Annotated in this window: 23 protein-coding genes; 8 read left to right on the top strand and 15 right to left on the bottom strand. The window is 68.2% G+C overall.

The features are described from left to right. The first annotated feature begins 68 nt into the window (after window positions 1-68). From ACLHRZ_RS11920 to ACLHRZ_RS11910, 3 genes are all read left to right on the top strand, one after another. On the top strand, window positions 69-1088 hold the full coding sequence (locus tag ACLHRZ_RS11920; RefSeq protein ID WP_490418328.1) for an ABC transporter ATP-binding protein: 1020 nt from the start codon (window positions 69-71) through the stop codon (window positions 1086-1088). 14 nt (window positions 1089-1102) lie between these two features. Then, window positions 1103-2119 carry an ABC transporter ATP-binding protein gene (locus ACLHRZ_RS11915; RefSeq protein ID WP_490418327.1) on the top strand — a complete coding sequence of 339 codons (1017 nt, stop codon included), beginning with the start codon at window positions 1103-1105 and terminating at the stop codon, window positions 2117-2119. A 254-nt stretch (window positions 2120-2373) separates the two neighbouring features. After that, on the top strand, window positions 2374-3216 hold the full coding sequence (locus tag ACLHRZ_RS11910; protein WP_490418326.1) for a hypothetical protein: 843 nt from the start codon (window positions 2374-2376) through the stop codon (window positions 3214-3216). A 281-nt stretch (window positions 3217-3497) separates the two neighbouring features. Here ACLHRZ_RS11910 and ACLHRZ_RS11905 read toward each other — a convergent pair whose 3' ends face one another. Then, window positions 3498-4172 (bottom strand): HAD family hydrolase, encoded by a 675-nt coding sequence (locus ACLHRZ_RS11905; RefSeq protein WP_490418325.1) that lies wholly within the window; start codon window positions 4170-4172, stop codon window positions 3498-3500. 111 nt (window positions 4173-4283) lie between these two features. Here ACLHRZ_RS11905 and ACLHRZ_RS11900 point away from each other — a divergent pair, with 111 nt between their 5' ends. Continuing rightward, the gene (locus ACLHRZ_RS11900) at window positions 4284-5609 is read left to right on the top strand and encodes a helix-turn-helix domain-containing protein (protein ID WP_490418324.1); all 1326 of its coding nucleotides are present in this window, start codon (window positions 4284-4286) and stop codon (window positions 5607-5609) included. Window positions 5610-5694: 85 nt separating this feature from the next. Continuing rightward, complete coding sequence (locus ACLHRZ_RS11895) at window positions 5695-6084, top strand: hypothetical protein (protein WP_490418323.1); 390 nt, start codon at window positions 5695-5697, stop codon at window positions 6082-6084. A 116-nt stretch (window positions 6085-6200) separates the two neighbouring features. On the opposite strand, the gene ACLHRZ_RS11890 is transcribed toward ACLHRZ_RS11895, so the two are convergent. Genes ACLHRZ_RS11890 through ACLHRZ_RS11880 form a run of 3 tightly spaced genes read right to left on the bottom strand, consistent with a single transcriptional unit; the run spans window position 6201 to window position 10089 of the window. Beyond that, window positions 6201-7061, bottom strand: coding sequence for an immunity 49 family protein (locus ACLHRZ_RS11890; protein WP_490418322.1), 861 nt, complete (start codon window positions 7059-7061; stop codon window positions 6201-6203). After that, window positions 7058-9718 carry a hypothetical protein gene (locus ACLHRZ_RS11885; RefSeq protein WP_490418321.1) on the bottom strand — a complete coding sequence of 887 codons (2661 nt, stop codon included), beginning with the start codon at window positions 9716-9718 and terminating at the stop codon, window positions 7058-7060. Before ACLHRZ_RS11885 ends, ACLHRZ_RS11890 begins: the two co-directional genes overlap by 4 nt. Continuing rightward, window positions 9715-10089: a DUF6507 family protein gene (locus tag ACLHRZ_RS11880; RefSeq protein ID WP_490418320.1), complete on the bottom strand. Its 375-nt coding sequence runs from the start codon at window positions 10087-10089 to the stop codon at window positions 9715-9717. Before ACLHRZ_RS11880 ends, ACLHRZ_RS11885 begins: the two co-directional genes overlap by 4 nt. Window positions 10090-10409: 320 nt before the next feature. Between ACLHRZ_RS11880 and ACLHRZ_RS11875 the strand changes: the two genes are divergently transcribed. Continuing rightward, a complete protein-coding gene (locus ACLHRZ_RS11875) occupies window positions 10410-10532 on the top strand; it encodes a hypothetical protein (RefSeq protein WP_490418319.1) in 123 nt (40 codons plus the stop codon). A 95-nt stretch (window positions 10533-10627) separates the two neighbouring features. Beyond that, the gene (locus ACLHRZ_RS11870) at window positions 10628-11011 is read left to right on the top strand and encodes a hypothetical protein (RefSeq protein ID WP_490418318.1); all 384 of its coding nucleotides are present in this window, start codon (window positions 10628-10630) and stop codon (window positions 11009-11011) included. Window positions 11012-11120: 109 nt separating this feature from the next. Here the strand turns inward: ACLHRZ_RS11870 and ACLHRZ_RS11865 are convergent, their stop codons facing one another. The 6 genes from ACLHRZ_RS11865 to ACLHRZ_RS11840 all read right to left on the bottom strand — a co-directional run bounded on the left by ACLHRZ_RS11865 (window position 11121) and on the right by ACLHRZ_RS11840 (window position 17730). Continuing rightward, a complete protein-coding gene (locus ACLHRZ_RS11865) occupies window positions 11121-11864 on the bottom strand; it encodes an MmyB family transcriptional regulator (RefSeq protein ID WP_490418317.1) in 744 nt (247 codons plus the stop codon). A 272-nt stretch (window positions 11865-12136) separates the two neighbouring features. Further along, window positions 12137-13165, bottom strand: coding sequence for an ABC transporter ATP-binding protein (locus ACLHRZ_RS11860; protein ID WP_490418316.1), 1029 nt, complete (start codon window positions 13163-13165; stop codon window positions 12137-12139). Beyond that, a complete protein-coding gene (locus ACLHRZ_RS11855; protein ID WP_490418315.1) occupies window positions 13152-14153 on the bottom strand; it encodes an ABC transporter ATP-binding protein in 1002 nt (333 codons plus the stop codon). The genes ACLHRZ_RS11860 and ACLHRZ_RS11855 overlap by 14 nt, the downstream gene beginning before the upstream one ends. An 11-nt stretch (window positions 14154-14164) precedes the next feature. Next, window positions 14165-15172 (bottom strand): ABC transporter permease, encoded by a 1008-nt coding sequence (locus ACLHRZ_RS11850; protein ID WP_490418314.1) that lies wholly within the window; start codon window positions 15170-15172, stop codon window positions 14165-14167. Next, complete coding sequence (locus tag ACLHRZ_RS11845) at window positions 15165-16088, bottom strand: ABC transporter permease (RefSeq protein ID WP_490418313.1); 924 nt, start codon at window positions 16086-16088, stop codon at window positions 15165-15167. The genes ACLHRZ_RS11850 and ACLHRZ_RS11845 overlap by 8 nt, the downstream gene beginning before the upstream one ends. 10 nt (window positions 16089-16098) lie before the next feature. Then, window positions 16099-17730, bottom strand: coding sequence for a peptide ABC transporter substrate-binding protein (locus tag ACLHRZ_RS11840; protein ID WP_490418312.1), 1632 nt, complete (start codon window positions 17728-17730; stop codon window positions 16099-16101). A 316-nt stretch (window positions 17731-18046) separates the two neighbouring features. On the opposite strand from ACLHRZ_RS11840, the gene ACLHRZ_RS11835 reads away from it, so the two are divergent. Further along, entirely contained in the window at window positions 18047-19195 is a 1149-nt protein-coding gene (locus tag ACLHRZ_RS11835) for an acyltransferase family protein (RefSeq protein ID WP_490418311.1), read from the top strand. Between the two features lie 97 nt (window positions 19196-19292). On the opposite strand, the gene ACLHRZ_RS11830 is transcribed toward ACLHRZ_RS11835, so the two are convergent. The 5 genes from ACLHRZ_RS11830 to ACLHRZ_RS11810 all read right to left on the bottom strand — a co-directional run bounded on the left by ACLHRZ_RS11830 (window position 19293) and on the right by ACLHRZ_RS11810 (window position 25093). Continuing rightward, window positions 19293-20423 (bottom strand): ABC transporter ATP-binding protein, encoded by a 1131-nt coding sequence (locus ACLHRZ_RS11830; RefSeq protein ID WP_490418310.1) that lies wholly within the window; start codon window positions 20421-20423, stop codon window positions 19293-19295. Beyond that, window positions 20416-21450 (bottom strand): ABC transporter ATP-binding protein, encoded by a 1035-nt coding sequence (locus ACLHRZ_RS11825; RefSeq protein WP_490418309.1) that lies wholly within the window; start codon window positions 21448-21450, stop codon window positions 20416-20418. Before ACLHRZ_RS11825 ends, ACLHRZ_RS11830 begins: the two co-directional genes overlap by 8 nt. An 11-nt stretch (window positions 21451-21461) precedes the next feature. Then, window positions 21462-22415 carry an ABC transporter permease gene (locus tag ACLHRZ_RS11820; RefSeq protein WP_490418308.1) on the bottom strand — a complete coding sequence of 318 codons (954 nt, stop codon included), beginning with the start codon at window positions 22413-22415 and terminating at the stop codon, window positions 21462-21464. Beyond that, entirely contained in the window at window positions 22408-23334 is a 927-nt protein-coding gene (locus ACLHRZ_RS11815; protein WP_490418307.1) for an ABC transporter permease, read from the bottom strand. The genes ACLHRZ_RS11820 and ACLHRZ_RS11815 overlap by 8 nt, the downstream gene beginning before the upstream one ends. A 127-nt stretch (window positions 23335-23461) precedes the next feature. Continuing rightward, window positions 23462-25093: a peptide ABC transporter substrate-binding protein gene (locus ACLHRZ_RS11810; RefSeq protein WP_490418306.1), complete on the bottom strand. Its 1632-nt coding sequence runs from the start codon at window positions 25091-25093 to the stop codon at window positions 23462-23464. Window positions 25094-25128: the final 35 nt, after the last annotated feature.

Raw genomic sequence — 25128 nt, 5'->3', positions numbered from 1 at the left:
CGTGGTCGGTTGCTCGCGCAGTTCCCCGCGCCCCTGACGGGGCGCTCAGCCCCCTGGAGTTCATCCCAGTGACCGCATTCCTCTCCGTCCAGGACCTCTACGTCCGCTTCAGCACCGAGGACGGCATCGTCAAGGCCGTCGACGGTCTCTCCTTCGACGTACGGAAGGGGGAGACCCTCGGCATCGTCGGCGAGTCCGGCTCCGGCAAGTCCGTCACCAACCTCGCCGTGCTCGGCCTGCACGACCCCCGGTCCACCGAGATCCGCGGCGAGATCCTGCTGGACGGCCAGGAACTGACCGGTGCCCCGGAGTCCGTCCTGGAGAAGCTGCGCGGCAACAAGATGGCGATGATCTTCCAGGACTCGCTCTCCGCACTCTCCCCCTACTACACCGTCGGCCGCCAGATCTCCGAGCCCTTCCGCAAGCACACCGGCGCCTCGAAGCGGGACGCCCGGCTGCGGGCGATCGAGATGCTGGAGAAGGTGGGCATCCCCAACGCCGGGCTGCGCGTGGACGACTACCCGCACCAGTTCTCCGGCGGCATGCGGCAGCGCGCCATGATCGCCATGGCGCTGGTCTGCGACCCGGAGCTGCTGATCGCCGACGAGCCGACGACGGCGCTGGACGTCACCGTGCAGGCGCAGATCCTCGACCTCCTGAAGGACCTCCAGCAGCAGACGGGTGCGGCGATCGTGCTCATCACGCACGACCTCGGCGTGGTCGGGCACACGGTGGACGAGGTGCTGGTGATGTACGCGGGACGGGCAGTGGAGCGCGGGACGGTGGAGGAGGTGCTGCGGGAACCCCAACACCCCTACACCTGGGGCCTGCTGGGCTCGATGCCCCGGCTGACCTCGGACGTGACGGAACCGCTCACCCCGATCCCCGGCACCCCGCCGAGCCTGCTGGCGCCGCCGCCGGGGTGCCCGTTCCACCCGCGGTGCGCGTTCGTCTCCGAGGTGGGCGGGAACCGCTGCCGCTCGGAACGCCCGGAGCTCCCGGCCCAGGGCCGCGGCTCAGCCTGTCACCTGACACCAACTCAGAAGCGAACGACCTTCACCGAACGGATCAAGCCCCGGCTGGGCTGAGGAGCGAGCGAGACATGAGCGAGATCCTGGTCGCCGAGGGGCTGACCAAGCACTTCCCCATCAGAGGCGGCTTCCCGGTCAAGCGGACGGTCGGCGCCGTCCAGGCCGTCGACGGCATCGACCTCGCCATCCGGGCCGGCGAGGCCTTCGGCCTGGTCGGCGAGTCGGGCTGCGGCAAGTCCACGACGGGCCGGCTGCTGACCCGGCTGCTGGAGCCGACCGCCGGGCGGATCCGCTACCGGGGCGAGGACATCACCCACGCGAGCCGCAAGGAACTCGCCCCGATCCGCTCCGAGATCCAGATGATCTTCCAGGACCCGTACTCGTCGCTGAACCCGCGGCAGACGGTCGGAAAGATCGTCTCCGGCCCGATGGAGATCAACGACATCACACCGCCGGGCGGCCGCGAGGCCCGCGTCCGCGAACTCCTGGAGACCGTGGGCCTCAACCCCGAGCACTACAACCGCTTCCCGCACGAATTCTCGGGCGGCCAGCGCCAACGCATCGGGGTCGCACGGGCGCTGGCCCTCGAACCGAAGCTGATCGTGGCGGACGAGCCGGTGTCCGCACTGGACGTCTCGATCCAGGCGCAGGTGGTGAACCTGCTGCAGAGGCTGCAGCAGGAGCTGGACATCGCGTTCCTCTTCATCGCCCACGACCTGGCCGTGGTCCGGCACTTCTCGCAACGGGTGGCGGTGATGTACCTGGGCCGGATCGTGGAGGTGGGCACCCGCGACGACATCTACCGCCGCCCGCGCCACCCGTACACGCACGCACTGCTGTCGGCGGTACCGGAGGCGGGGGAGGACGGCGCGACCCGGGAACGCATCCGCCTGGCGGGGGACGTCCCGTCCCCCATCGACCCCCCGTCGGGCTGCCGCTTCCGCACACGCTGCTGGAAGGCGCGGGACCTGTGCGCGGAGACGGTCCCCCCGCTGGCCCCCGCGGACGGCTCACGGGAGGGCCACTTGTCGGCCTGCCACTTCCCGGAGCCGCCGACGGTGGAACGGGACACGGAGGTGGTGATGTGAGCTCCGGGCTCCGGGCTCCGGGGGCCGGGGGCCGAGCGCTCTATGCAAGGAATGGTGGGTGGGTCTCAACCCACCCACCCTCCCGTGCTCCCAAGTGGCGCGCGTAGCACGCGCGTTCACCTTTGGTGATTGGTTGCAACGGGGCGTGGTGGCCCTCTAGCGTGCGGAGCAGCAACAAAACAACCCCGGAGGGTGCGGGAACACCAACCGGGGTCTGACCACGAAGACCGACCAACCTAAGGAATTTCGATCTCATGGCTGCCGCCAACCATATCTCACACCCCCTGGCCAAACCGGGCTACGGCAAGCGCAGCGCACCGTCCCAATCCCCGCGCAGCCGCACCGACTTCACACACCTCAAGCCCCGCGAGGCATCGATCGCGGCGTTCATCGACCGCCTGCCGGAGGGTGCGGCGATGGATGCCAAAACCCTGGCGGCGCACTTGCCCACGTACGGGCAGGCGGCGTGCCGGACGGCACTGAGGCGCTTGTCGGAGGCGGGTCACCTGCGCCGGGTGAAGGAACACCTCAAGAGCGAGGACGGCAGCGCGCGTTGGGTGACGCGGACGTACTTCTCGCGCACACCGAGGGACGACGCGTGGTGGGAGCCGGTCCTGACCGGGTCCGCTCCGGTACCGCAGACGCCACGCCCCGCACGCTCGACCGCCTACGCGGCCCTGGCCTCGGCGGCGCGCACGGACCCCCGCATGACACTGTCCGCGGCGGACTGCGCAGCCCTCGAACCCCTGGCCCTGCAGTGGCTGGAACGCGGCGCGGACGGGCGGGATATCGTCAGAGCGCTGACGGCAGGCCTGCCGCACGAGGTCCACCACGCGGCCAACCTGGCCCGCTGCCGCCTCACGGACAAACTCCCCCCGGAACCGGAGCCGCTCCCCACCCGCGCTCCACTCCGCATCCTGGAGTGCACCGTCTGCGCCACCCCGGGCCGCCCGGAAGCCCTTCCGGGCGGGGTGTGCCGGGGCTGCCGGGGCGAGGCCCGTTCCCACGAACCGCATGGACCCTCGCACGCCGTGGTCCACACCCGCGTTGAACAGCTCCGGGCCATCAACCGCACACGTAAGAGGAGCAGGGCGTGACGCTGCTTGCCGAAGACTTCGGGGGACCTGGCCCGCACGGCGCCGGAAACGGTGCGCCTGGGGTTCGTGAACGGAAGGGTCGAGGTCAAGCCGGCGCGGGACGGCAACCACAGCTAGATCATCATGTGGCTGCAGATGACGTGCAGGGAGCAGCTCCCGGAGACGTGGCTGTACCAGGGGGTACCGGAGCCTGACGTCACGGCCGTACGGCACACCTGTCGAGATCCCCGAACCGGTCGGTTTCACCCTGGAGACGGAAGAACTGAAGGACTTCGTCTCGGCTACGAAAGAGCGCTGACGACCGCCGCCGTGTCCGTCAGGTCGGCCAGAACGACGTGGGCGCCGGCCCGAGCCAGTTCGGTCGGGCTGCTGCGCCCCGTGGCCACGGCGATCACCTTGACCCGATTCGCAATGCCCGCTTCCACACCCGCAGGGGTGTCGTCGACCAGGACGGCATCCGAGGAGGCAGCACATGACCGCCGCAGCGCAATCCTCACCAACTCACTCCGTTCGTCGGCGTCTTCACCGTAGGCGCCCAATTCCCACTGGATGTGACGGCCGAGCCCGAACACGCCGAGTTTGATCTCCGCGACCGGTCGCACGTTGCCCGTCACCACGGCCTGCACCGCATCCGGCACCGCAGCGATGGCGTCCAGGGCTGCTGCCGCACCGGGAAGAGCACGGCCGCGTTCCCGCAGTTCCACAGCATGCTGCACGTGCGCCTCGGCCAACGCTTGAGCGAAGCGCTCGAAGTCGCGCCGACCGGTCTGCAGGCCGTGCAGCTTCGCCGTCTCCCGGAAGATCACGGCCTCCGTGATGCCGTCCACACGTGCCTGCTGCTCCATTCGCCGTCCTGTCACCCGTTCAAAAGCGAGCCCGGACAGCTCCCGGCCAACCCCGCGCGTGTCGATCAACGTGTGGTCGATGTCCCACAGGACGATCCGGCGCTGTCGCATGCGTCTCCCTCCGTCACCGGTAAGGCCAGGTTGTCGCACGAAAGGCTTTATCGACTCCCCTCAGCCACAACCGGGCGTACGGTGAACTACCCGTGCAGCAAAGGGATAAAGATGGCACGCGACCTTCAACTCGGCTCCCGCATCCGGTACTGGCGGCGTCGCAACGGCAATAGGTCTCAGGCTGCTATCGCCGGCCTGTGCGGCATCACCGAGGACTACCTGTCTCAGATCGAACGAGGTCGCAAGACCCCTGCCCTTGACGTCCTCATCGCACTCGCCCACGAAATCGGCGTTCCTGTCGCCGCTCTTCTGGACGATCACGTGCCGGCTGAGCACGAGACCCCCCAGCACACAGCACCCGACGTTGCACGCATCCTCATGGGGTACAGCCCTCCAGGCCGTCAGCCCCCGGTCGATGCTGTAGTTCTGCGCGAACGCGTCGAAGCAGCATGGTGCATGTGGCAGGCCTCGCCGACCCGGTACACGAGCACAGCCGAGATCCTTCCCCGGCTCCTCGCCGATGTCGAGCATGCAGTGCGGGCCCACCGAAGCGGCACGGACGAACGCGCCCGCCGGGAAACGCTGCGTGCAGCAGCCGACCTCTACGGCCTCCTACGCTCCTACTGCCGCCGCACGGGCCGCAACGACCTCTCCCTCCTCGTCGCCGACCGTGCCTTGCGCGCGGCCGAAGACGCCGACGACCCGTTGCGGATCGCCGCAGCGCAATGGAACCTCGGACATGTCCTTCTCGCACAAAACGACCTTGAGGGAGCCGAAGAGGTTGCCGCTCAGGCTGCCGAACAACTTGCCGACGCGCCACTCGGCAAGGAACGCGAATCTCTGACCGGCGCCCTGGGGTTGGTCATCGCCACTGCCTCGGCCCGCCGGAGAGACTGGTGGGGAGCACGCGAGCGCCTCGAACGTGATGCTCAGCCCAGGGCGAGAAGAGTCGGGCAAGGCAACGTCGCCTGGACCGTCTTCGGACCCGCCAACGTCGACCTTCATGCCCTCGCGATTGAAACACTCGCCGGAGAAGCCTCGGAGGGGCTACGCAGAGCCGACCACATCGACGCGGACGGACTCCCCTCTATCGAGCGTAAGTTCACGTTCCTGCTCGACGTCGCGCGTTGCTACGACCTCAAACACGACGATGCGGCTGTCCTCGTACATCTCCTCGACCTCGAGCGACTCGCTCCGGAAGACCTGATGCGCAACCCACTGGCCCTCCAGATGGTTGCCGGCCTGCGCAGCCGCGTCCGTCCCACCTACCGGCGCCAAGTTGAGGCGCTCGCCGAGCGCCTCGGCATCGACAGGCCGCCCGGCCCCTCAGCCAACCCGGTCTGTCGGACCGGGTTGGCCGCAATTGACGGCCCTACCGTCACCCAGCATGAAGGACTCGACGACAAGGGCGTTGGCCGGCCCGGCACAGGCCATTGATCCCCTCCTGCTCCACGAAGCAGCCCTCTGGCTCGTCTCACGAGAGCGCCGCCCGAGCGACGCGCGCGAGTCATGGATGAGGGGAGTGACCGCAACGCTTCAGGTCGGCCTCCACTTCGACGTCGTCCAACTCCCCTCCGGAATCGTGGAGAACGGCATCCACGGCATCAAGGACCGAGCCGCAATCGCCGACCACTTCCGCATGGCCGGCCTCACCCGCTCCGTCATCGTCTCCCGGACACAAACGCGGTACTTCCTGCTCGTACCACCGAACACCTACCGGCGCTGGGCAGAACCCGGCACCCAGTGCATCGGTCGCGAGCACCCCACCAACTACCTCGGGGTACCGGCCCCCACCCGCCGAGAACCGCCGGGGGCCTACTGGCTCATGCCGGCGCCGGAAGGCAGCGGCATGCTCTGCGACCCGGCGAATGTCCGGCTGCTCGTCGGAAAGGCTGGAAGGCGACGGGAGTAGACGCGGTGAACAGGCACTGCGCGTAGCGCAAGAAGCCGCCAACGACCGAGGCCACGGCGGCCGCCATCATCGAGAGCGACCGCCAATCAGGGCGTGCCCCAGCGCACGCCCTGATCTCACGTGTCGAACTCACCCAGCCAGCTACGCTCCAGCAACCCCTTGGGCAGGTACTCGGACTCGACCTCGATCGGGAAGCCTGCGTCGTAAGCGAGACAGGCGACGGCCAGCGGTCCGAGGGCGAGCAAGCCGGCGGAGCTGGAGGCTCGCTCCTCGTCACCTGTCCAGTACTCCTTGTGCCATTCCAACGCCTTCGCCAGCTCGACGTTGAAGCGCTCAGGGTCTTGCTGCAGGAAGCGGTAAAAGAGGTTGATCGGTGGGTACAGAGTCTTGAGAACCAGTTCCCGACTGGAGTCCGGCAGAACGCTGGGGTCGGTGCCCTCCATGGCAGCCATCAGTTTTTCGGGAAGCCCGGGCCGTTCCAGCCAGTAAGTCTGCAGGGTGTCGACCCAGGAGTAAATGTACTCATCGAAGACTGCGCCGGAGTCTCGCAGCAACGCAAGAGGAACATTGCTCAGCTCTGTCATGCGGCCCTGCTCCCGGCAGATGATCGCAAGCCAGAAGGCGTTGATCCAGTTGCCGGCATCAGCATAGGATTGCGGCCCGGTAGCCGGAATCATCCGCATCTTATGGGCGATGCGGCACCCCACTGGGCCTTCGGCGGCCGTTGCCGAAACAAACAAGGCCGACCCGACCTGCATCGCTGCGACGAACGCTTCCCAGGATTCGGACCTGTCAACGTTGGGATCGACGGCACAGTACGTCTCAGCCAGGGTTGTCGCGGTACCGAATGCCATGTTGAACATGCTCGGCGACCGTTCGAGATAGCCGATCGTTTGCTCAACGTTCTCGCCGAGCATCTCCAAGGCGAACGAGGCGTTGGCCGCGGGAAATTCGTGACGAGACACAGTCACGATCATCCGTGACTCCCCTTCCTGATGTCGAAGTGCTGCATGTCGTAGCCCTTGTAGAGGGGCCCGTCGGCCTTCGCCTTGACGACAACGTACTCCACCCTGTCGCCCTCCAGAGCCTGGAGCAGGCGGTTCATCAAAGCCAGCTCCTCCTTCGCCTCCGCCAGTTTCCGCCTCGCCAGCAGCTCATCCGCGGGAAGCTTGGGGTTGGAAGCGCGCTTCTGCATCTCGAGCAGGATCGTTTCGTAGTACTCACGAGTCCCTTGCATGACGTCACGCCCGCTGTGCCCCCTGCGGTGTCCGAGGTCTGCTGACGGCGCCTTCGCCTCGACCGTCAAGATCTTATCGCCCTGAAGTTCCCATACCTGATCGAATCGGTTGTTTCCGGTTGCACGATTGTCCACTCGACGGACAACGTCAAAATTCTCCGGCACCGCATGAAACTCCGCTGCCTTGTCGCCGAGTTCCTCTCCCACATCTCGCACCGCAGTATGCGTCGTCCGGTACGTGTCCTTCGCATCCGCGGCCGCAACCTTGAGGTCTTCGTTGTGCTTGTCAGCCGCGAGGGCATCTTCGGCTGCCTTCAGATCGCTACTGGCGGTCTTGTCGGCTGCGATCGCCGACTCGCGTCGGGCTGTCACGTCATCGAGATTGCCGAGATGCTCAGGAAACGCGGTTTTCCTCTCCCCCAACACGCCTTCGACATCAAGGCGGAATTTTGGAGGAATTGCCGGCGGAGCTTCACTCGCCGGAATCCACTTGCCCGGCCTGTCGGGGTCCGGCCTCAGCTGCACCAAGGCATGACCATGCTCATCGCGCCCCAGCCTGCTATGCCGGTAAGCATTCTTCTTGTAGTGGTTGTTAAACCAAGTCTTGTCCGGAGAGTTGGCCTTTTCTACCTGCCGCCGGACAACCTCTCGCGCGTCCAGCTCGGATGTGTTCCCGTTCTGGGTTCCACCGCCATGATCCCCAGCGCCGTGGGCATCTGCCGCAGCCCCGTCCTCGCCGCCTTCATGCGGCGCGGAGGGGTCGTCCGTGTGACGACCCGGATCGCCGTGCGAGGAACCGCGATGGTCATGCGAACCCGTGGGTGCCTCTTGGTGGTCGCTGCCTGGGTACCCGTCGGAGCCGTGAGGACCGGAGCCAACTTCGCGGGCGATATTGTCCGTGCCGCGACCACCCGATGGCAGTGACGTTTCTGTGCCGCGACCGCTCGCGTGGCCAGCCGAGTTCTCCACTGCTCCGCCAGTGCCGTGTCCGCCTATGCGGGCGGCCGACTCGCTCGCGCCGCCTCCGCCGACGTGAGCGAGTACACGGTGAGCCTGCCCGGCACCCCGCTCCGCCGCGCTGAGTTCCTTCGGAACCTCGCTGTGGGTCGGATATTCGGAGCCGTCGGCTCTGAGCCAGGTGCCGTCCTCTCTGATGTAGGTGGGGGTTTCGTCCGCGGTCGTGAGCTTGAGGGCCTTCTCATTTGTGCCCGGGATACGCTCGGTCAGGTGGGCGGCGTTCTGCAGGGCCACCTTGTGAAGGTCGCCGATCCTGGCGGACTCCAGGGCGCCCTTGGCCGCGGTGAATCCCTTGCCGACGCCCTTCGCCATGAGGTTGACCGGGTCGGCGATCTCGCCGACCCGGGCGGTGGTGCCCAGCACCTTTCCCGTCGTCGTACCGGTCCGGGCCAGGCCGGCCGCCTTGGCCTCGGGGATCAGCGCAGTGATCACGTTGAAAGAGAGCGCTCCGAAGGCGCGGGAGGGGTTCTTCTTCCACTCGTCCCACGCCAGGAAACCCTTGTCGGCCGCTTTCGCGGCCTTCTTGTACTCCCTGGCCTGCTTGGGCAGCCAGGAGTCGGGCATGACGCGAGTGGCCTGCGCCGCCAGGAACATGCTCGGGTTCGCTCCTGCCGCAAGCAGGCCGAGGTTCTTCCATGCCTCGGCAGCCTTGTCCCCGCCGTCCCAGCCGAACATGGTCCCCAGGCCACGCACACTGCCCCACGTGCCGTCGATGAAGAAGCCCTTGTACGCGTCGGCAATCGGGTTGTTGATGAGGTGGTCCCACACCTTCTCGAGAGCCCCATGCTCCCGCTTCTCGACCGTCCCCCACGGCGTCTCCGTGACCTTGGCAATCGCCTTGGGGTCGTAGCCGTACATGCCCGGCTTGTGGGAGCCGTCATCGACCGTCAGGTACGTCGTGCCGCAGTAGACAGCCGTGATCTTGTTGACGGCATCCCGCTCGGCCGCGTGGAACTTCTCCTGGGCGACCGCCACCGCGCGGATCAGGCGGGCGTTCTCGTCGACCTTCCCCTGGTTCTTCTGCCAGTGCTCGTCGTCCTTGACCGAGTCCCGGAACGCGACCGCCTGCTCGCGCAGATGATCCAGCTCCTTGACGATCGGACGGATCTCGGAGGCATACGTCGAGAGCGCGGACTGGACCGTCTCCAGGCCGCGCGCGAACTGGTCCGCCTGATCGCGCACCGGAATCGTCGTGGCCAGCAGCTGGTCCCGCTCCGGAGCGTCGTAGTCGGCGGACAGATGCTGGAAGGTGGAGTGGGTGTCGGCTCCCGTGGCACGGATGTCGGACGCATCCGTCTTCAAGGACGCAACAGCCTTTTCCAGCTCGCCCAGTTCCCCCGTGTAGTGGGGTATGGATATCGGGTCGATCGGATCGGTCACTTCTTGTCCCAGGGGGTCTTCGCCTCGCGCCCGGCTATCGCGTCCTTCTCGGCGTTCTCGGCCATCTCCAAGTCACCGTTCAGGTACCAACCGACCGCCGCCACCGTGCCGTTCAGCGTCTTCTCCGTACGGTCCGCGACCGCGTTCAGAGTCTGGGTGGCGTTGTTCGCGTACGCGACGACAGCCGCACCGACCGGGCTCATGCCCATGCTCGCCGGGTCGCAAGGACCGGCCAGCGTCCCCGCGCTCTGTGCCACGCTCTGGACATGGCCGTGGTACGCCCCGGCCTGCCCCTGCAGCTTGCCCGCGACCTCGGCCGTCTTCCCGACGGTGCCCTGCACACCCTCCGGGTGGATGTCCCAACGCGACACGACGCCGCTCCCTCCCCTACGCAACAAACAACTTGCACGTTTCTATCAATCACCGTCCCCAGCTGTCATAGGCATTCGTACTCAGACGGATCCGGACACGTGGCTCAGATGTCACGCCGGAACCTCACGCTCCACCGACGCAAATCCTCACTCCCCGCAGCGGAAAGTGAAGATTTCTGCCACCGGAAGGGGCAACTCCCCGAGGAGTTCACGTCCCGCCCCGCCAGCGCGGCCGGCCGCCGACACGAGCCCGAGCGGGCCGGTGTGGGGCGCGGTGGGGGCCACCGTTTACCGGCCGGCTCGAAATGCCGATGGCCCGTATGAACCACGAACTGGCGGCAGTCGAAACGTTCTTCATCGCTGCCGACCCCGCCCTGGCCCACGTCTCCTCCACCCTCGTCACCGCGATGAGTCGACAGGACGCGGCCCAGGCCCCCGCATAACCGGCCGTCAACTGCCCCGCCACCTTTCGTTCACCACGGTCGGTAATGGTGATCAGGCGTGCTTCGGCGCACGCACTGGTTCACGAAAGGCCCCCATGTTCCACAAGCTCGCCCCCCGCACCGCCGCCGCAGCCGCTGCCGCCGGCATCGCTCTCCTCGGTGCGGTCGGCATGGCCGCCCCCGCCCAGGCGGCCCAGCCGGCGGTCCCGTACCCCGGCAAGATCACGGTCTGCAACCACGGCGCCTTCGTCCTCTACGAGGACGTGCGGGACAACTACGGCCGGCTCTACCAGAGCAAGGACCTCAACGCCGGGGAGTGCATCACCACTTACAACCACATCACCGGCTCCTCCACCGTCTACCTGTCCGCGCGGGACGGCGCCAACACGAGCGGCAGCTTCCACACGGCATGGGGCCGCGACCAGTGCTTCTCCGCGAGCGGCCTCGCCGGTGACGCGGACTACCAGGCGGCCTGCTGACCCGGGCCGACCCCACCTTCCGGCAGCGGAAATCCTCACTTTCCGCTGCCGGAAGTGAGGATTTCCGCTGCCGGAAGGGGAAGTTCCGGTTGACGCACTCCGGGCCCCCTCAACCCCCAACAGCGAAGAACCCCGCAAGCCCCCGCTCGGCCCCCTCCATCCGCGGCGCCGAACGGCCCCGCCGCGAACCGCCCTCCGGGCGGAAGTGCAGCAGGAACAGCCGGACTTCCGGCGAGCCCAGCGGCACACTGACGCACATGCTCACCCACCCCCGCCCCAACTCCGGGTGGTGCAGCGGCTTCTCGTCGCCGTCGGGGTGGGTGTGGCCCACGGGAACCCCTCGGTAGAGGTCCCTCGTGCGGGGATCCGCCAGGCAGCGCTCCTTGAGCTCCCGGAGGGTCGGGTCCTCCTTGTACTGGGCCGCGGCCGCGCGGATCTGGGGGACCAGCACCGGGGCCCAGGAGTTCTCCCAGTCCAGCAGCACCTCGTTGCGGGCGTCGTCGCTGAACAGCAGCCACCACAGGGTGTTCACCGGCACCCGCCGGCCCGGGAACATCCGGGACAGGGGATCGTTGTAGGCGAGGATGTTTCCGGCGTAGTCGCAGACGTAGGCCATCGAGGAGAACCCCTCCACGACGTCCGCCCAGGCGTACGTCCGCGACACCTCCGCGGCGCCGGACAGCGGAGCCGGCGGGCGTTCCCCGCGGGCGTAGCCGTAGAGGGCGCTCCATTCCTGTTCGGTCAGCTCCAGGATGCCGGCGACGGCACGCAGGTAACCGGCCGACGGGCTGTCGAGCGCTCCGCGCTCCAGCCTTCCGTACGTGCCCGGGGAGCGGTGGGTCAGCTGATCCATGTGGGCCTGGGACAGGCCGGGAGACCGGCGCCCCCGGGGGTCCCTCCTCGTGAAACCCAGGCCTTCCGGGCTGATCAAGGCCCTTCGCTCGCTGAGCATCTGACGCATCGCCTCAGCGTCCATCGTGCGCGGTCCGTCCCCTCCGGCCATGGTGCTCCGTGCTTCCGGGCCGCTTTTACAGGTACCGGATTTACCTGGAAACAGGCAACCGTGGAAAGGCCGGCCCGATCTCCATACGCTCGGCAGCACGTCAGCGCGCACCTGCACGGGGGTCAGGTGCGCGCCGCCCCCTCCTCCGCGAAGTGGCACGCCGACGGGTGCGCGGCCGGGCCCCCGCCCTCCCGGAACCATTCCGGCACCGCCAGCGGCGGCACCACCTCCGCACACACCGCCTGCGCCTTCCAGCACCGCGTGCGGAACCGGCATCCCGACGGCGGGTCCGCGGGGGACGGCACGTCGCCGGACAGCAAGATGCGCTCCCTCCGTGCCCGCCCCCGCGGGTCCGGGACCGGGACCGCCGACAGCAGCGCCTGCGTGTACGGGTGCGTCGCGTGCTCGTAGATCTCCGCGTCCGACCCCGCCTCCGCCAGCCGCCCCAGGTACATCACCGCCACCCGGTCCGAGATGTGCCGGACCACGGACAGGTCGTGGGCGATGAACACGTACGACAGCCCGAACTCCCGCTGCAGCCGCTCCAGCAGGTTCACCACCTGGGCCTGCACCGAGACGTCCAGCGCCGACACCGGTTCGTCCGCCACGATCACCTCCGGCCGCAGCGCCAGCCCCCGCGCGATGCCGATGCGCTGCCGCTGGCCGCCCGAGAACTGGTGCGGGTAGCGGTTGACGTGCTCGGGGCTGAGGCCGACCACGTCCAGCAGCTCCTGGACGCGCCGCCGCCGGCTGCCCTTCGGGGCCGCCTCAGGGTGGATCTCGTACGGCTCGCCGACGATGTCGCCGACCGTCATCCGGGGGTTCAGGGACGTGTACGGGTCCTGGAAGACCATCTGGATGTTGCGCCGGACCGCCTTCAGCGCCTTGCCCGACAGGCGTGTGATGTCCTCGCCCCGGTAGCGGATCTGCCCCGCCGTCGGCCGTTCCAGGTGGACGAGCAGCTTCGCGACCGTCGACTTGCCGCACCCCGACTCCCCCACGATGCCGAGGGTCTCCCCCTTCCGGACGTCGAAGGAGACGCCGTCCACCGCATGTACCGCCCCCACCTGCTTCTTGAACAGGATGCCGCGAGTCAAGGGGAAGTGCTTGACCAGGTCCCGCACTTCCAGAACGACCTCACCGTGCGTCATCCAGCGTCTCCTTCCAGAAGTGGCACGCGCTCACCCGCCGCGGCCCCGCCGCGAACAACGGCGGCCGGTCCGTCCGGCAGATGTCCTGGGCGCGCGGGCAGCGCGGGTGGAAGGGGCAGCCGGACGGGATCGCCGTCAGGCTGGGCGGCAGACCCTTGATCGCGTACAGCTCCGTGCCCTTGCGGTCCAGCCGCGGGATCGAGTCCAGCAGCCCGCGCGTGTACGGGTGCGCGGGCGCCCGGTACAGGTCGTGCACGGGCGCCGTCTCCACGATCCGGCCCGCGTACATCACCGCGATGTCGTCGGCGACGTCCGCGACGACGCCCAGGTCGTGGGTGATGAGGATCAGGCCCATGGTGAACTCGCGCTGCAACTCCGCGAGCAGGTCCATCACTTGGGCCTGGACGGTGACGTCCAGCGCGGTCGTCGGCTCGTCCGCGATGATCAGGTCCGGCTCCAGGGCCAGCGCCATCGCGATCATGATGCGCTGCCGCATACCGCCCGAGAACTGGTGCGGGTAGTCGTTCAGCCGTTCCTTCGCGGCCGGGATGCGGACGCGTTCCATCAGCCGGACCGCCTGCGCCCGGGCGTCCTTGCGGGTCGCCCCGCGGTGGACCTCGTACATCTCGGCGAGCTGCGCGCCCACCGTCATCACGGGATTGAGGGCGGACAGCGCGTCCTGGAAGATCATGGCGAGGTCGGCGCCGCGGATCCTGCGGCGCTCCTCCTCGGCCGCGGTCAGCAGGTCCTTCCCCCGGAAGAGGACTTGGCCGCCGGTGACGAACCCGGGCGGCGAGTCCAGGATGCCCATGACGGCCTGGGCGGTCACGGACTTGCCGGAGCCGGACTCCCCCAGCACGGCCAGCGTGCGCCCGGCGGCGACGGAGTAGCTCACGCCGTTGACGGCCTTGGCAACCCCGTCGCGGGTACGGAACTCGACGTGCAGGTCCCGCACGTCGAGCAAGACGTCCTGCTCCGTGTCCGGCATCTCCCGGCTCCTCAGCGCAACTTGGGGTCGAGGGCGTCGCGCACCGCGTCGCCGAGCATGATGAACGCGAGCACCGTGACGCTCAGCGCCCCCGCGGGCCACAGCAGCATGTGCGGGGCGTTGCGGATCTGGGTGGAGGCGTTGGAGATGTCGATGCCCCAGGAGACGGTGGGCGGCCGCAGCCCGACGCCGAGGAAGGACAGCGTGGCCTCCAGCGCGATGTAGGTGCCGAGGGCGATGGTCGCGACGACGATGACCGGCGCCACCGCGTTGGGCGCGATGTGCCGCAGCAGCATCCGCGCATTGCCGGCGCCCAGCGCCCGTGCCGCCTGGACGTAGTCGTGCTGCTTGGCGGTGACGACGGAGCCGCGCGCGATGCGGGAGATCTGCGGCCAGCCCAGCAGCACGATGAAGCCGACGACGGGCCAGATGGAGCGGCCCGTCACCACGGACAGGAAGACGAGCCCGCCCAGGATGATCGGGATGCCGAAGAACACGTCGGCGAGCCGCGACAGCAGCGCGTCCCACCAGCCCCCGTAGAACCCGGCGAGCCCGCCGAGCACGCTGCCGAGCAGCGCGGCCCCCGCCGTCGCGCACACGCCGACGGTGATGGAGGCCCGGGCGCCGTACACGGTGCGGGTGTAGACGTCGCAGCCCTGGGAGTCGAAGCCGAAGGGGTGCCCGGGGCGGGGCCCGTCCTGGGCCAGGGCCAGGTTGCACTGCAGCGGGTTGCCGCTCGCGATGATCTGCGGCCACAGGGCGATGAGCACCAGGAAGACGATGACGAGGGCGGAGATCACGAACACCGGGTTGCGCCGCAGGTCGTGCCAGGCGTCGGACCACAGGCTGCGGGCCTTGGCGCTGCCGGGCGCGGCGGGTGGGGGCACCTCCCGGCGGTGGCCGGGGGAGGGGCCGCCCTCCAGGGTCTCCGCCTCGCTGGTGGCCAGGCTCATGGCGCCGCCGCCCGCGGGGGTGACGGCCTCCCGGGGGTCGGGCGGTTCGGGCGGCGGCTCAGGCATAGCGGATCCTCGGGTCGAGCACGGCGTAGAGCAGGTCGACGACCAGGTTGGCCACCAGGAAGACGATGACCAGGACGGTCACGAAGCCCACGACGGTCGGCGAGTTCTGCCGCAGGATGCCCTGGTAGAGCTGGAAGCCGACGCCGTGGATGTTGAAGATGCGCTCGGTGACGATCGCGCCGCCCATCAGCGCCCCGACGTCGGTGCCGATGAAGGTCACCACCGGGACGAGCGAGTTGCGCAGCAGGTGCCGGACGACGATCCGGCGGCGCGGCAGGCCCTTGGCGACGGCGGTGCGCAGGTAGTCGGCGCGGGAGTTCTCGGCGATGGACGTGCGGGTCAGGCGCGTGACGTAGGCGAGCGAGGTGAGGGCCAGCACCACGCCGGGCAGCAGCAGTTCGCCGAGCTGCGCCTCGGGCGAGACGGACGGCGTGGCCGTCCCCCACTTCACGCCGAAGACGTACTGCAGCACGTAGCCGCTGACGAAGGTCGGGACGGAGACCACGACCAGCGTGAGCAGCAGCACGCCGGTGTCCAGGGCGCGCCCGCGCCGCAGCCCGCTGAAGACGCCGAGGGCGATGCCGACGACGATCTCGACGGCGATGGCGACGAGCGTGAGGCGCAAGGTCACCGGAAAGGCGTCGGCCATCAGCTCGGTGACCTTCTGGCCGTTGAAGGCGGTGCCGAAGTTGCCGGTGAGGATCTGTCCCATGTAGTGCAGGTACTGGATGCCCAACGGCCGGTCGAGATACAGGTCCTTGCGGATCTGGGCGGCGGTCGCGGGATCGGGCGCCTTGTCGCCGAAGAGCGCGGCGACGGGGTCGCCGAGCGCGTAGACCATGACGAAGATGAGGAAGGTGCTGCCGATGAAGACGGGGATCATCTGCAGCAGCCGCCGGATCACATAACGCCCCATGCCACGCCCCTCATTTGACGGTGATCCGCTCGTAGACCGGGACGCTGAAGGGGTTGAGCATCACGCCGGAGAGGCCTTCGGCGTACCCCGCGCTGCCGTTCTGGTACCAGAGCGGGATGGCGGGCATCGATGCGGCGAGGACCTTCTCCGCGTCCTGGAAGGTGGCGACGGCCCGGGCCGGGTCGGACTCGGCGTTGGCCTCGTCGACGAGCCGGTCGAAGTCGGCGCTGCTGAACTTGCCGTAGTTGGAGGAGGCGTCGGTGTAGTAGAGCGGCTGGAGGAAGTTCTGGACGAGCGGGTAGTCCATCTGCCAGCCGGAGCGGAACATGCCCGTCACCTTCTGGTCGTTGATCCGGTTGCGGAAGTCCGCGAAGGTGCCGACGGGGTCGACCGTGCAGGCCCGGTCGTCGCCGAGGGCGTTGTTGATGCTGTTGCAGACGGCGTCCATCCACAGCCGGTGGGAGCCGGTGTCGACGTTCGAGGTGACGGTGACGTGCCCGCCGGGCAGGCCGCCGCCCTCCTGGATGAGCTGCTTGGCCCGGACGGGGTCGTAGGTGCAGGCCTCGCCGCACAGACCCGCCTTGTAGCCGCCCTGTGCGCCGAGCACGGGCGAGGTCCAGTCGGTGGCCGGGGTGCGGGTCCCCCGGTAGATCTGCCCGGTGATCTCCTCCCGGTTGATCGCCATCGACAGCCCCCGGCGCACTTCGGCCATCCCGCGCCCGGTCCAGCTCGCGTCGTACATCGGGAAGGAGAGGGTCTGGATGATGCCGGCGGGCTGGTTGATGTAGCGGCCGTCGAGGTCGTTCTTCACGTTCTTCAGCTGGGCGCTGGGGATGTCGTCGACGAGGTCGAGGTTGCCGGCCATGAGGTCGGTGTAGGCCGTGTTGTTGTCGGTGTAGACCCGCAGTTCGACGCCCTTGTTGCGGGCCTTGTCGGGGCCGGGGTAGCCGTCCCACCGGCTGAGCCGCATCACCGATCCCCTGGCGTAGGAGTCGATCGTGTAGGGCCCGTTGCCGACGGGCTTCTTCAGCCAGCCCGCGTGATCGGTGAAGAACGCCCGGGGCAGCGGGGCGTAGGCGCTGTAGCCGAGGGTGTCCGGCCAGGTGGAGAACTTGGTGCGCAGCCGGACGGTGAAGGTGCGGTCGTCCTTCACCGCGAGCCCGGAGAGGGTGCGGGCGGTGGCGCGGCCGGAGGCGGGATGGACGCGGTCGTAGCCGTCGATGTACTCGAAGAAGGAGGCGTTCTTCTGCTTGTTGTCGACGAGCGCGCCGTAGTTCCAGGCGTCGACGAACGAGCGGGACGTGACGGGCTCGCCGTTGCTGAAGGTCCAGCCGGGTTTGAGGGTGACGGTGAAGTTCTGCTGGTCGGGGGTCTCGATCTGCTCGGCGAGCATGTCCTCGGCGGCGCCGCTCTGCGGGTCGTACCGCTTGAGCCCCCGGAAGACCATGTCGAGCACCTTGCCGCCCTGCACCTCGTTGGTGTCGGCGGGCTCCAGCGGACTCTGCGGGTCCCCCCAGGAGGCCCGCACCACCCCGGCCCGCGCCCGCCCGCCCCCCGTGCACCCGGCGGCGGCCGCCACGAGCACCACGGCCACGGCACCGCAGAGGCCCCGGCGGGCACGGGTGCGCGTGCGTGGGTGCATGGGGCGTCGCCTCCTCCGGTACCCGGGCATGGAAAATCCGGCAAATCTCACTTAAGGCACGATTTCACCTCACACAGAGGCGCCGGACACCCCTCCGGGCGCCGGAGGGGCGAATAAACCGCCCGTATGCCCGAGCGGCCGCCCGTGCGGGCGGCGTACGGGTGGGACCCGGCGGAGGCCCGTCCGGCCGGGCCCCACCCCCATCGCCGCAGGCCGACACCGGCCGGAATCAAGGGAGTTGCCGCAGCCGCCATAACGGAAGGAGGGGCCGGCGGCCCAGGGATTAACCGACAGACCGGTACAATGCCCCCTTGTCATGTCCCAAGTAATGAATCCGGCGGCGGAAGACACCGCGCCCGCGCCCTCCCCCACGTCCGCACCCGCCCGCCGGCCCCGCCCGGCAAAGGCTTCGCGCCTCGCCGTGCTGGACGGGCTCCGGCTCGTCGCGGCCCTGATGGTCGTCGTCTACCACTACACGGCGATGGACAACCCGTGGGCGGGACACACCAGAACGATCTTCCCCACCCTCCACAAGTTCTCCCAGTACAGCTGGACCGGTGTCGAGGTCTTCTTCCTCATCAGCGGCTTCGTCATCTGCATGAGCAGCTGGGGGCGCTCGGTCGGCGACTTCTTCGTCTCCCGCATCTCCCGGCTCTACCCGGCCTACTGGGTCGCGGTGGCGGTGACGTTCGCGGTGATCAGCATCTGGCCGCTGGTCCCGCTGTTCCACCACGTGGACAACTGGACGCACGTGGCGATCAACATGACCATGCTGCAGGGGGGCATGGGGATCCCGGACGTCGACGGCGTGTACTGGACCCTCTTCTGCGAGCTGAAGTTCTATCTCCTCTTCGCCCTCGTGGTCGTGGCCCGGGGCGTGAGCTACCGCAACTGCGTGATCTTCTGCTGTCTGTGGACGGTCGCCGGCATCGTCGACTACACCGCGCCGAGCCAGCTCCTCGACATGTGGGCCATGCCGCTCTTCTCGCCGTACTTCGTGGCGGGCATCGCGTTCTACCTGATGTACCGGTACAAGCCGAACGCCGTGCTCACCGGCATCGTGCTGGTCTCGTTCCTGCTCGCCGAGAACCAGATCGTCAAGCGCGTCGGCTTCAACCTGACCGAGCCGCACCGCCCGATCCCGGCCTGGCCGGCCCAGGTGATCGTGGCACTGGCCTTCGCCTTCATGGCGCTGCTCGCGCTCGGCGCCTTCGACCGCATCCAGTGGCGCTGGCTGACCACGGCGGGCGTCCTCACCTACCCGCTGTACCTGCTGCACGAGGACATCGGCTGGACCGTCATCGCTGCGCTCCGCCACAGGGTGTCGCCGCCGGCCCTGGTGGCGGGGACGACGGTGGCCATGATGCTGGCCGCGTATCTCCTCCACCGGCTGGTGGAGCGCCCGCTGGGGCCGCGGCTGAGCCGGTGGCTCAAGAGCGCCACGGCGGAGATCAGGCGCCTCTGAACGAACAGTTCCCCGCGCCCCTGAAAGGGGCGCGGGGCTGTTTTCAATGTGCGGCTCCGCCGCGTGGGCGCGAGCAACCACGAACAAGCCGCACCCGTCAGACGGCGTGCACCACGTCCTTCTCCTCCGCAAAGTGGCACGCCGACTCGTGCGCCGCCGGCGTCGACTTCCCGGCGAAAACCTCCGGCACCGCCAGCAACGGCACCTCCTCCGCGCACTTGTCCTGCGCCTTCCAGCACCGCGTGCGGAACCGGCAGCCGGACGGCGGGTTGGCCGGGGACGGCACGTCACCGGTGAGGATGATCCGCTCGCGGCCCTCCCGCGCCTCCGGGTCCGGGACCGGGACGGCCGACAGCAGCGCCTGCGTGTACGGGTGCGTCGGGTGGTCGTAGATCTCCGAGTCCGTACCGATCTCGGCCAGCTTGCCGAGGTACATCACGCCCACGCGGTCCGAGATGTGCCGGACGATCGACAGGTCGTGCGCGATGAAGAGGTAGGACAGGTTGAATTCGTCCTGCAGCTTCGCCATCAGGTTGACGACCTGCGCCTGCACCGAGACGTCCAGCGCCGAGACGGGCTCGTCGCAGATGATGATCTCGGGGTTGAGCGCCAGCCCGCGCGCGATGCCGATGCGCTGCCGCTGGCCGCCCGAGAACTGGTGCGGATAGCGGCTGATGTACTCCGGGTTGAGGCCCACGACGTCCAGCAGCTCCTGGACCCGCCGCCGGCGGTCGCCCTTCGGGGCCACCTCGGGGTGGATGTCGAAGGGCTCGCCGATGATGTCGCCCACCGTCATACGGGGGTTGAGCGACGTGTACGGGTCCTGGAAGACCATCTGGATGTTGCGGCGCACGGCCTTCAGCGCGCGGCCGGACAGCTTGGTGATGTCCTGGCCCTTGTAGAAGACCTCGCCCGCGGTGGCCGTCTCCAGGGTCATCAGCAGCTTGGCGACGGTGGACTTGCCGCAGCCGGACTCGCCGACGATGCCGAGCGTCTCGCCCTGGTAGAGGTCGAAGGAGACGCCGTCGACCGCCTTGACCGCGCCGACCTGCTTCTTGAACAGGATGCCCTGCGTCAGCGGGAAGTGCTTGACGAGGTTGCGGACCTGGAGGATCGGCTCGCCGCGCTCCACAGGGGCGTCGAGCACGGCCTCCACCTCGGCGGTCGTGGAGGCGTCACTGGCCACGACGTCGGAGAGGGCCTCGTCCTTCGTACCGGTCTCAGCCATGGATCGTCTCCTTCCAGAAGTGGCACGCGCTCCCGCGGCCGGCCAGCTCCGCGCCGTCCTGCTCGGTCACCTGGTGCAGCGCCGGGACATCCGAACCGCAGATGTCCTGGGCCTTGGGGCAGCGCGGGTTGAAGGCGCAACCGGTGGGAATGCGCAGCAGGTTGGGCGGCAGGCCCTTGATCGCGAAGAGCTCCTGGCCCTTCTGGTCCAGGCGCGGGATCGAGTCCAGCAGACCCCGGGTGTAGGGGTGCGCGGGGCGCTTGTACAGCTCGTGCACGGGCGCCGTCTCCACGATCCGGCCCGCGTACATCACCGCGATCTTGTCGGCGACGTCCGCGACGACGCCCAGGTCGTGGGTGATGAGGATGAGCCCCATGTTGAACTCGCGCTGCAGCTCGGCCAGCAGGTCCATGACCTGGGCCTGGACGGTGACGTCCAGCGCGGTCGTCGGCTCGTCCGCGATGATCAGGTCCGGCTCCAGGGCCAGCGCCATCGCGATCATGATGCGCTGCCGCATGCCGCCCGAGAACTGGTGCGGGTAGTCGTTCACCCGCTCCTTCGCGGCCGGGATGCGCACCCGGTCCATCAGCTCGACGGCCTTGGCCTTGGCGTCCTTCTTGGACATGCCCTGGTGGACGCGGAACATCTCGCCCAGCTGGTACCCCACGCTGAGCACGGGGTTGAGGGCGGACAGCGCGTCCTGGAAGATCATGGCGATCTTGGCGCCACGGATCTTCCGGCGCTCCTCGGCGGACATCTTGAGCATGTCCTGGCCGCGGAAGAGGATCTCCCCCTTGGGGATCGCCCCGGGCGGCATGTCGAGGATGCCCATGACGGCCTGCGCCGTCACGGATTTGCCGGAGCCGGACTCGCCGAGCACGGCGAGCGTCTCGCCCGCGTTCACGGAGTAGTTGACCCCGTTGACGGCCTTGGCGATGCCGTCGCGGGTGTGGAACTCCACGTGCAGATCGCGGACTTCGAGGAGCGGGGCGTTCGCGGACGCCTGCGTCTCGGTGGTGGTGGTCACGTGCGTCTCCCTCAGCGCAGCTTGGGGTCGAGGGCGTCGCGCACCGCGTCGCCGAGCATGATGAACGCCAGCACGGTCACGCTCAGGAAGCCTGCCGGGAAGAGCAGGACGTGCAGCGCGTTGCGGATCTGCTCCGAGCCGTCGGAGATGTCGCCGCCCCACGAGATGCCGTTCTGGATGCCGATGCCGAGGTAGGACAGGGTCGCCTCGAGCGAGATGTACATGCCGAGGGAGATCGTCGCCACCACGATGACCGGCGCGACGGAGTTGGGCAGGACGTGCTTCAGCAGGATCCGGCCGCTGCCCGCGCCGAGGGCCCGGGCGGCCTGGACGTAGTCCGCCTGCTTGACGGTCATCACCGCACCGCGCATGACGCGGGTGATCTGGGTCCAGCCCAGGACGCCGATGGCCGCCGAGACGGTCCAGGCCGTGCGGCCGGTGAACGCCTGCAGGATGACCAGGGAGCCGAGCAGGATCGGCACACCGGAGAAGATGTCGGTGAGCCGGGAGAGCACGGCGTCGATCCAGCCGCCGAAGTAGCCGGCGACCATGCCGACGAACATGCCGAGCACGGTGACGATCGCGGTGGTGACGACGCCGACGATGATCGAGGCGCGGGCACCGTAGATGACACGCGCGTAGATGCTGCGGCCCTGGGCGTCGTAACCGAACCAGTCCACCTGGCCGATGTGGCTGAGGTTGGGCTTCTGGAGGAAGTGCGTCAGGTCGCCCGGCTTCGGGTCGGCGTCGGTGAACCAGCCGGGGAAGGCCGAGATGGCCAGCAGCAGCAGGATGATGACCGCGGAGACGATGAAGACCGGCCGGCGGCGCAGATCCCGCCAGGCGTTGGCCCAGAGGCTGTTGGAGACTTCCTTCTTGGGCTTCTCCGGAGCCGCACCGCCGGAGCCGGCGGACGGAACGGTCGCCGATGCCAGGGCCGTTGTGGTGTCGTTCAGCTCAGGCATAGCGGATCCTCGGGTCCAGAACGGCGTAGAGGAGGTCGACCAGGAGGCTCGCGATCAGGTACACGACGACCAGGAAGGTCACGGTCCCGACGACCAGCGGGCCGTCGGCCCCGGTGATGGCCTTGTAGAGCGTGTTGCCGACGCCCTTGACGTTGAAGATGCCCTCGGTGACGATCGCGCCGCCCATCAGGGCGCCGAGGTCGGTCCCGAGGAACGTCACCACCGGGATGAGGGAGTTGCGCATCAGGTGCACGCCGACGACGCGGCGGCGGGGCAGGCCCTTGGCGACCGCGGTGCGGATGTAGTCGGACCGGATGTTCTCGACCACGCTGGTGCGGGTGAGCCGGGAGACGTACGCGAGCGAGACCGAGCCGAGCACGATGCCGGGGAGGATCAGCTGCGTGATGTCGTTGGAATCCGTGACCGTGGGATTGACGAGGCCCCACTTCGTCCCGATGTAGACCTGCGCGAGGTAGCCGATCACGAAGATCGGGATCGAGATGACCAGCAGGGTCAGGACGAGGACGATCTGGTCCACGATCTTGCCCCGCTTGAGGCCCGTCAGCAGGCCGAGGGCGACACCGAAGACGGCCTCCAGGGCGAAGGCCACGAGCGCGAGCTGGATGGTGACGGGAATCGCGTCACCGAGGATGTCGGACACCTCGCGCTGCTGGAAGCTGATGCCGAGGTCGCCCTGGAACAGGTTGGTGAGATACGTCCAGTACTGCTCGATCAGCGACTTGTCGAGTCCGTACTGGTGCTTGAGCCGGGCCACGGTGGCCGGGTCGGCGGCCTTGTCGCCGAAGAGCGCCTTCACGGGGTCGCCCGGGAGGGCGTACACCGCAAGGAAGATGATCAATGTGGTGCCGATGAACACCGGGATCATCTGGAGCAGGCGTCGCAGGATATAACGCCCCATCGTGCCTCCAATGCGGTCGGCACGGCGGCGGCCGGAGGGTCCTCCCGGAACCCGCCGACCGCCTGCCGTGCGACCGGTTCAACCGTCCCCGGCGGTGGGCGCAGGGGACGGAACGCCGGTGTGTGAACTACTTCTTGAGAACCTGGACGTCGGTCCAGACCGGGTCGCCGATCCAGTCGTACGTCACGTCCTTGACGTGCGTGGAGTAGCCGGCGTTCGACTCGTAGTTCCACAGCGGGATCTGCGGCATGTCCTTGAAGAGGACCTCTTCGGCCTTCTGGTACAGCTTCGCCGACTCCTCGGGCGTCTTGGCCTTGTCGGCCTCGTTCGCGAGGTCGTCGAACTCCTTGCTGCTGTAGCCGGAGTCGTTGGAGGCGGCACCCGTGCGGTACACGTCGGCGAGGAAGCTCGCGATGTGCGGGTAGTCGGCCTGCCAGCCGGTGCGGAACATGTCACCGGCGCCCAGCTTCTTGCTGGTGATCAGGTCGCGCGAGGTCTTGAAGTCCGGCTTCGGGTTGCCCTCGCAGGCGACGCCGAGCGTCTTGGTGATGGAGTTGCAGACCGCGTCGACCCACGGCTTGTGGTTGCCGTCGCTGTTGTAGAGGATAGTGATCTTGTTGCCCGGGACGCCGCCGCCGTCCTTGACGTACTGCTTGGCCTTCTCCGGGTTGAACTGCAGCAGCTCGTTCTTGGCGTTCGGGTCGTAGCCGAGGATGCCCGGGGTGAGGAAGCTGTTGGCGGGCTTGCGGGAGCCCTGCAGCACCGTCTTGGTGATGGTGTCGCGGTCGATGGCCATGGACAGGCCCTGGCGGACCTTGGCCTTGTCGACGCCGTCCCAGTCCTTGTTGTACATGGCGAAGCCGATCATCTGGATCGTCGCCATCGGCTGGTCCACGGCGCGGTCGCCGAGGTCCTGCTTGTACTTGGTGAGGCTGGACGGCGGGACCATGTCCAGCACGTCGAGGTTGTTGGACTGCAGGTCGGCGTAGGCCGCCTCGCCCTTCAGGTAGAACTTGAAGTCGACGCCGCCGTTCTTCGGCTTGTCGTCACCCTTGTAACCGTCCCACGCACGCAGGGAGATCTGCGTGTTGTGGTCCCACTTCTCCACCTTGTAGGGGCCGTTGCCGATCGGCTTCTGGCCGAACGCCTTGGGGTCCTTGTAGAACTCCTTCGGCAGCGGGGAGAGGGCCGGGTAACCCGTCTTGTACTGCCAGTACGAGACCGGCTGCTTGAGCTCGACGGTGAAGGTCTTGTCGTCCTTGACCACCAGGCCCGACATCTTGTCGGCCGTCGGGTCGCCCTTCTCCGGGTGGACGTCGTCGTAACCCTTGATGTCGGCGAACCAGGAGCTGTTCAGCTGCGCGTTCTTGGTGTTGGCGCCCCAGTTCCAGGCGTCGACGAACGAGGAGGCCGTCACCGGCTCGCCGTTCTGGAAGGTCCAACCGGGCTTCAGCGTGACGGTGAAGTGCTGGGAGTCCGTGGTCTCGATCTTGTCCGCCACGGCCATCTTCAGCGACCCGTCCTTGGGCGCGTACTGCGTCAGACCACGGAAGATGCTCTTGAGGACACGACCGCCGCCGACCTCATTGCCGTTGGCCGGCTGCAGCGGGTTCTGCGGCTCCGTCGACTGGTAGGTGAAGATCCCCTTGGCGTCCGGGTCACCGGACGCCCCGTCCTTCTTGTCGCCGCCACAGGCAGTCGCGGCCATCGCCACGACTATTGCGCATGCAGCCCACTTGGCGCTCTTGGCACCGCGCATGGGTTCGCCTCCTCTTGAGTCCACTATCACTACAA

This window comes from Streptomyces sp. AM25, assembly GCF_058146165.1.
Note: the sequence above shows the minus strand (reverse complement) of the source record. Positions and strands in the feature narration are given on the sequence as shown.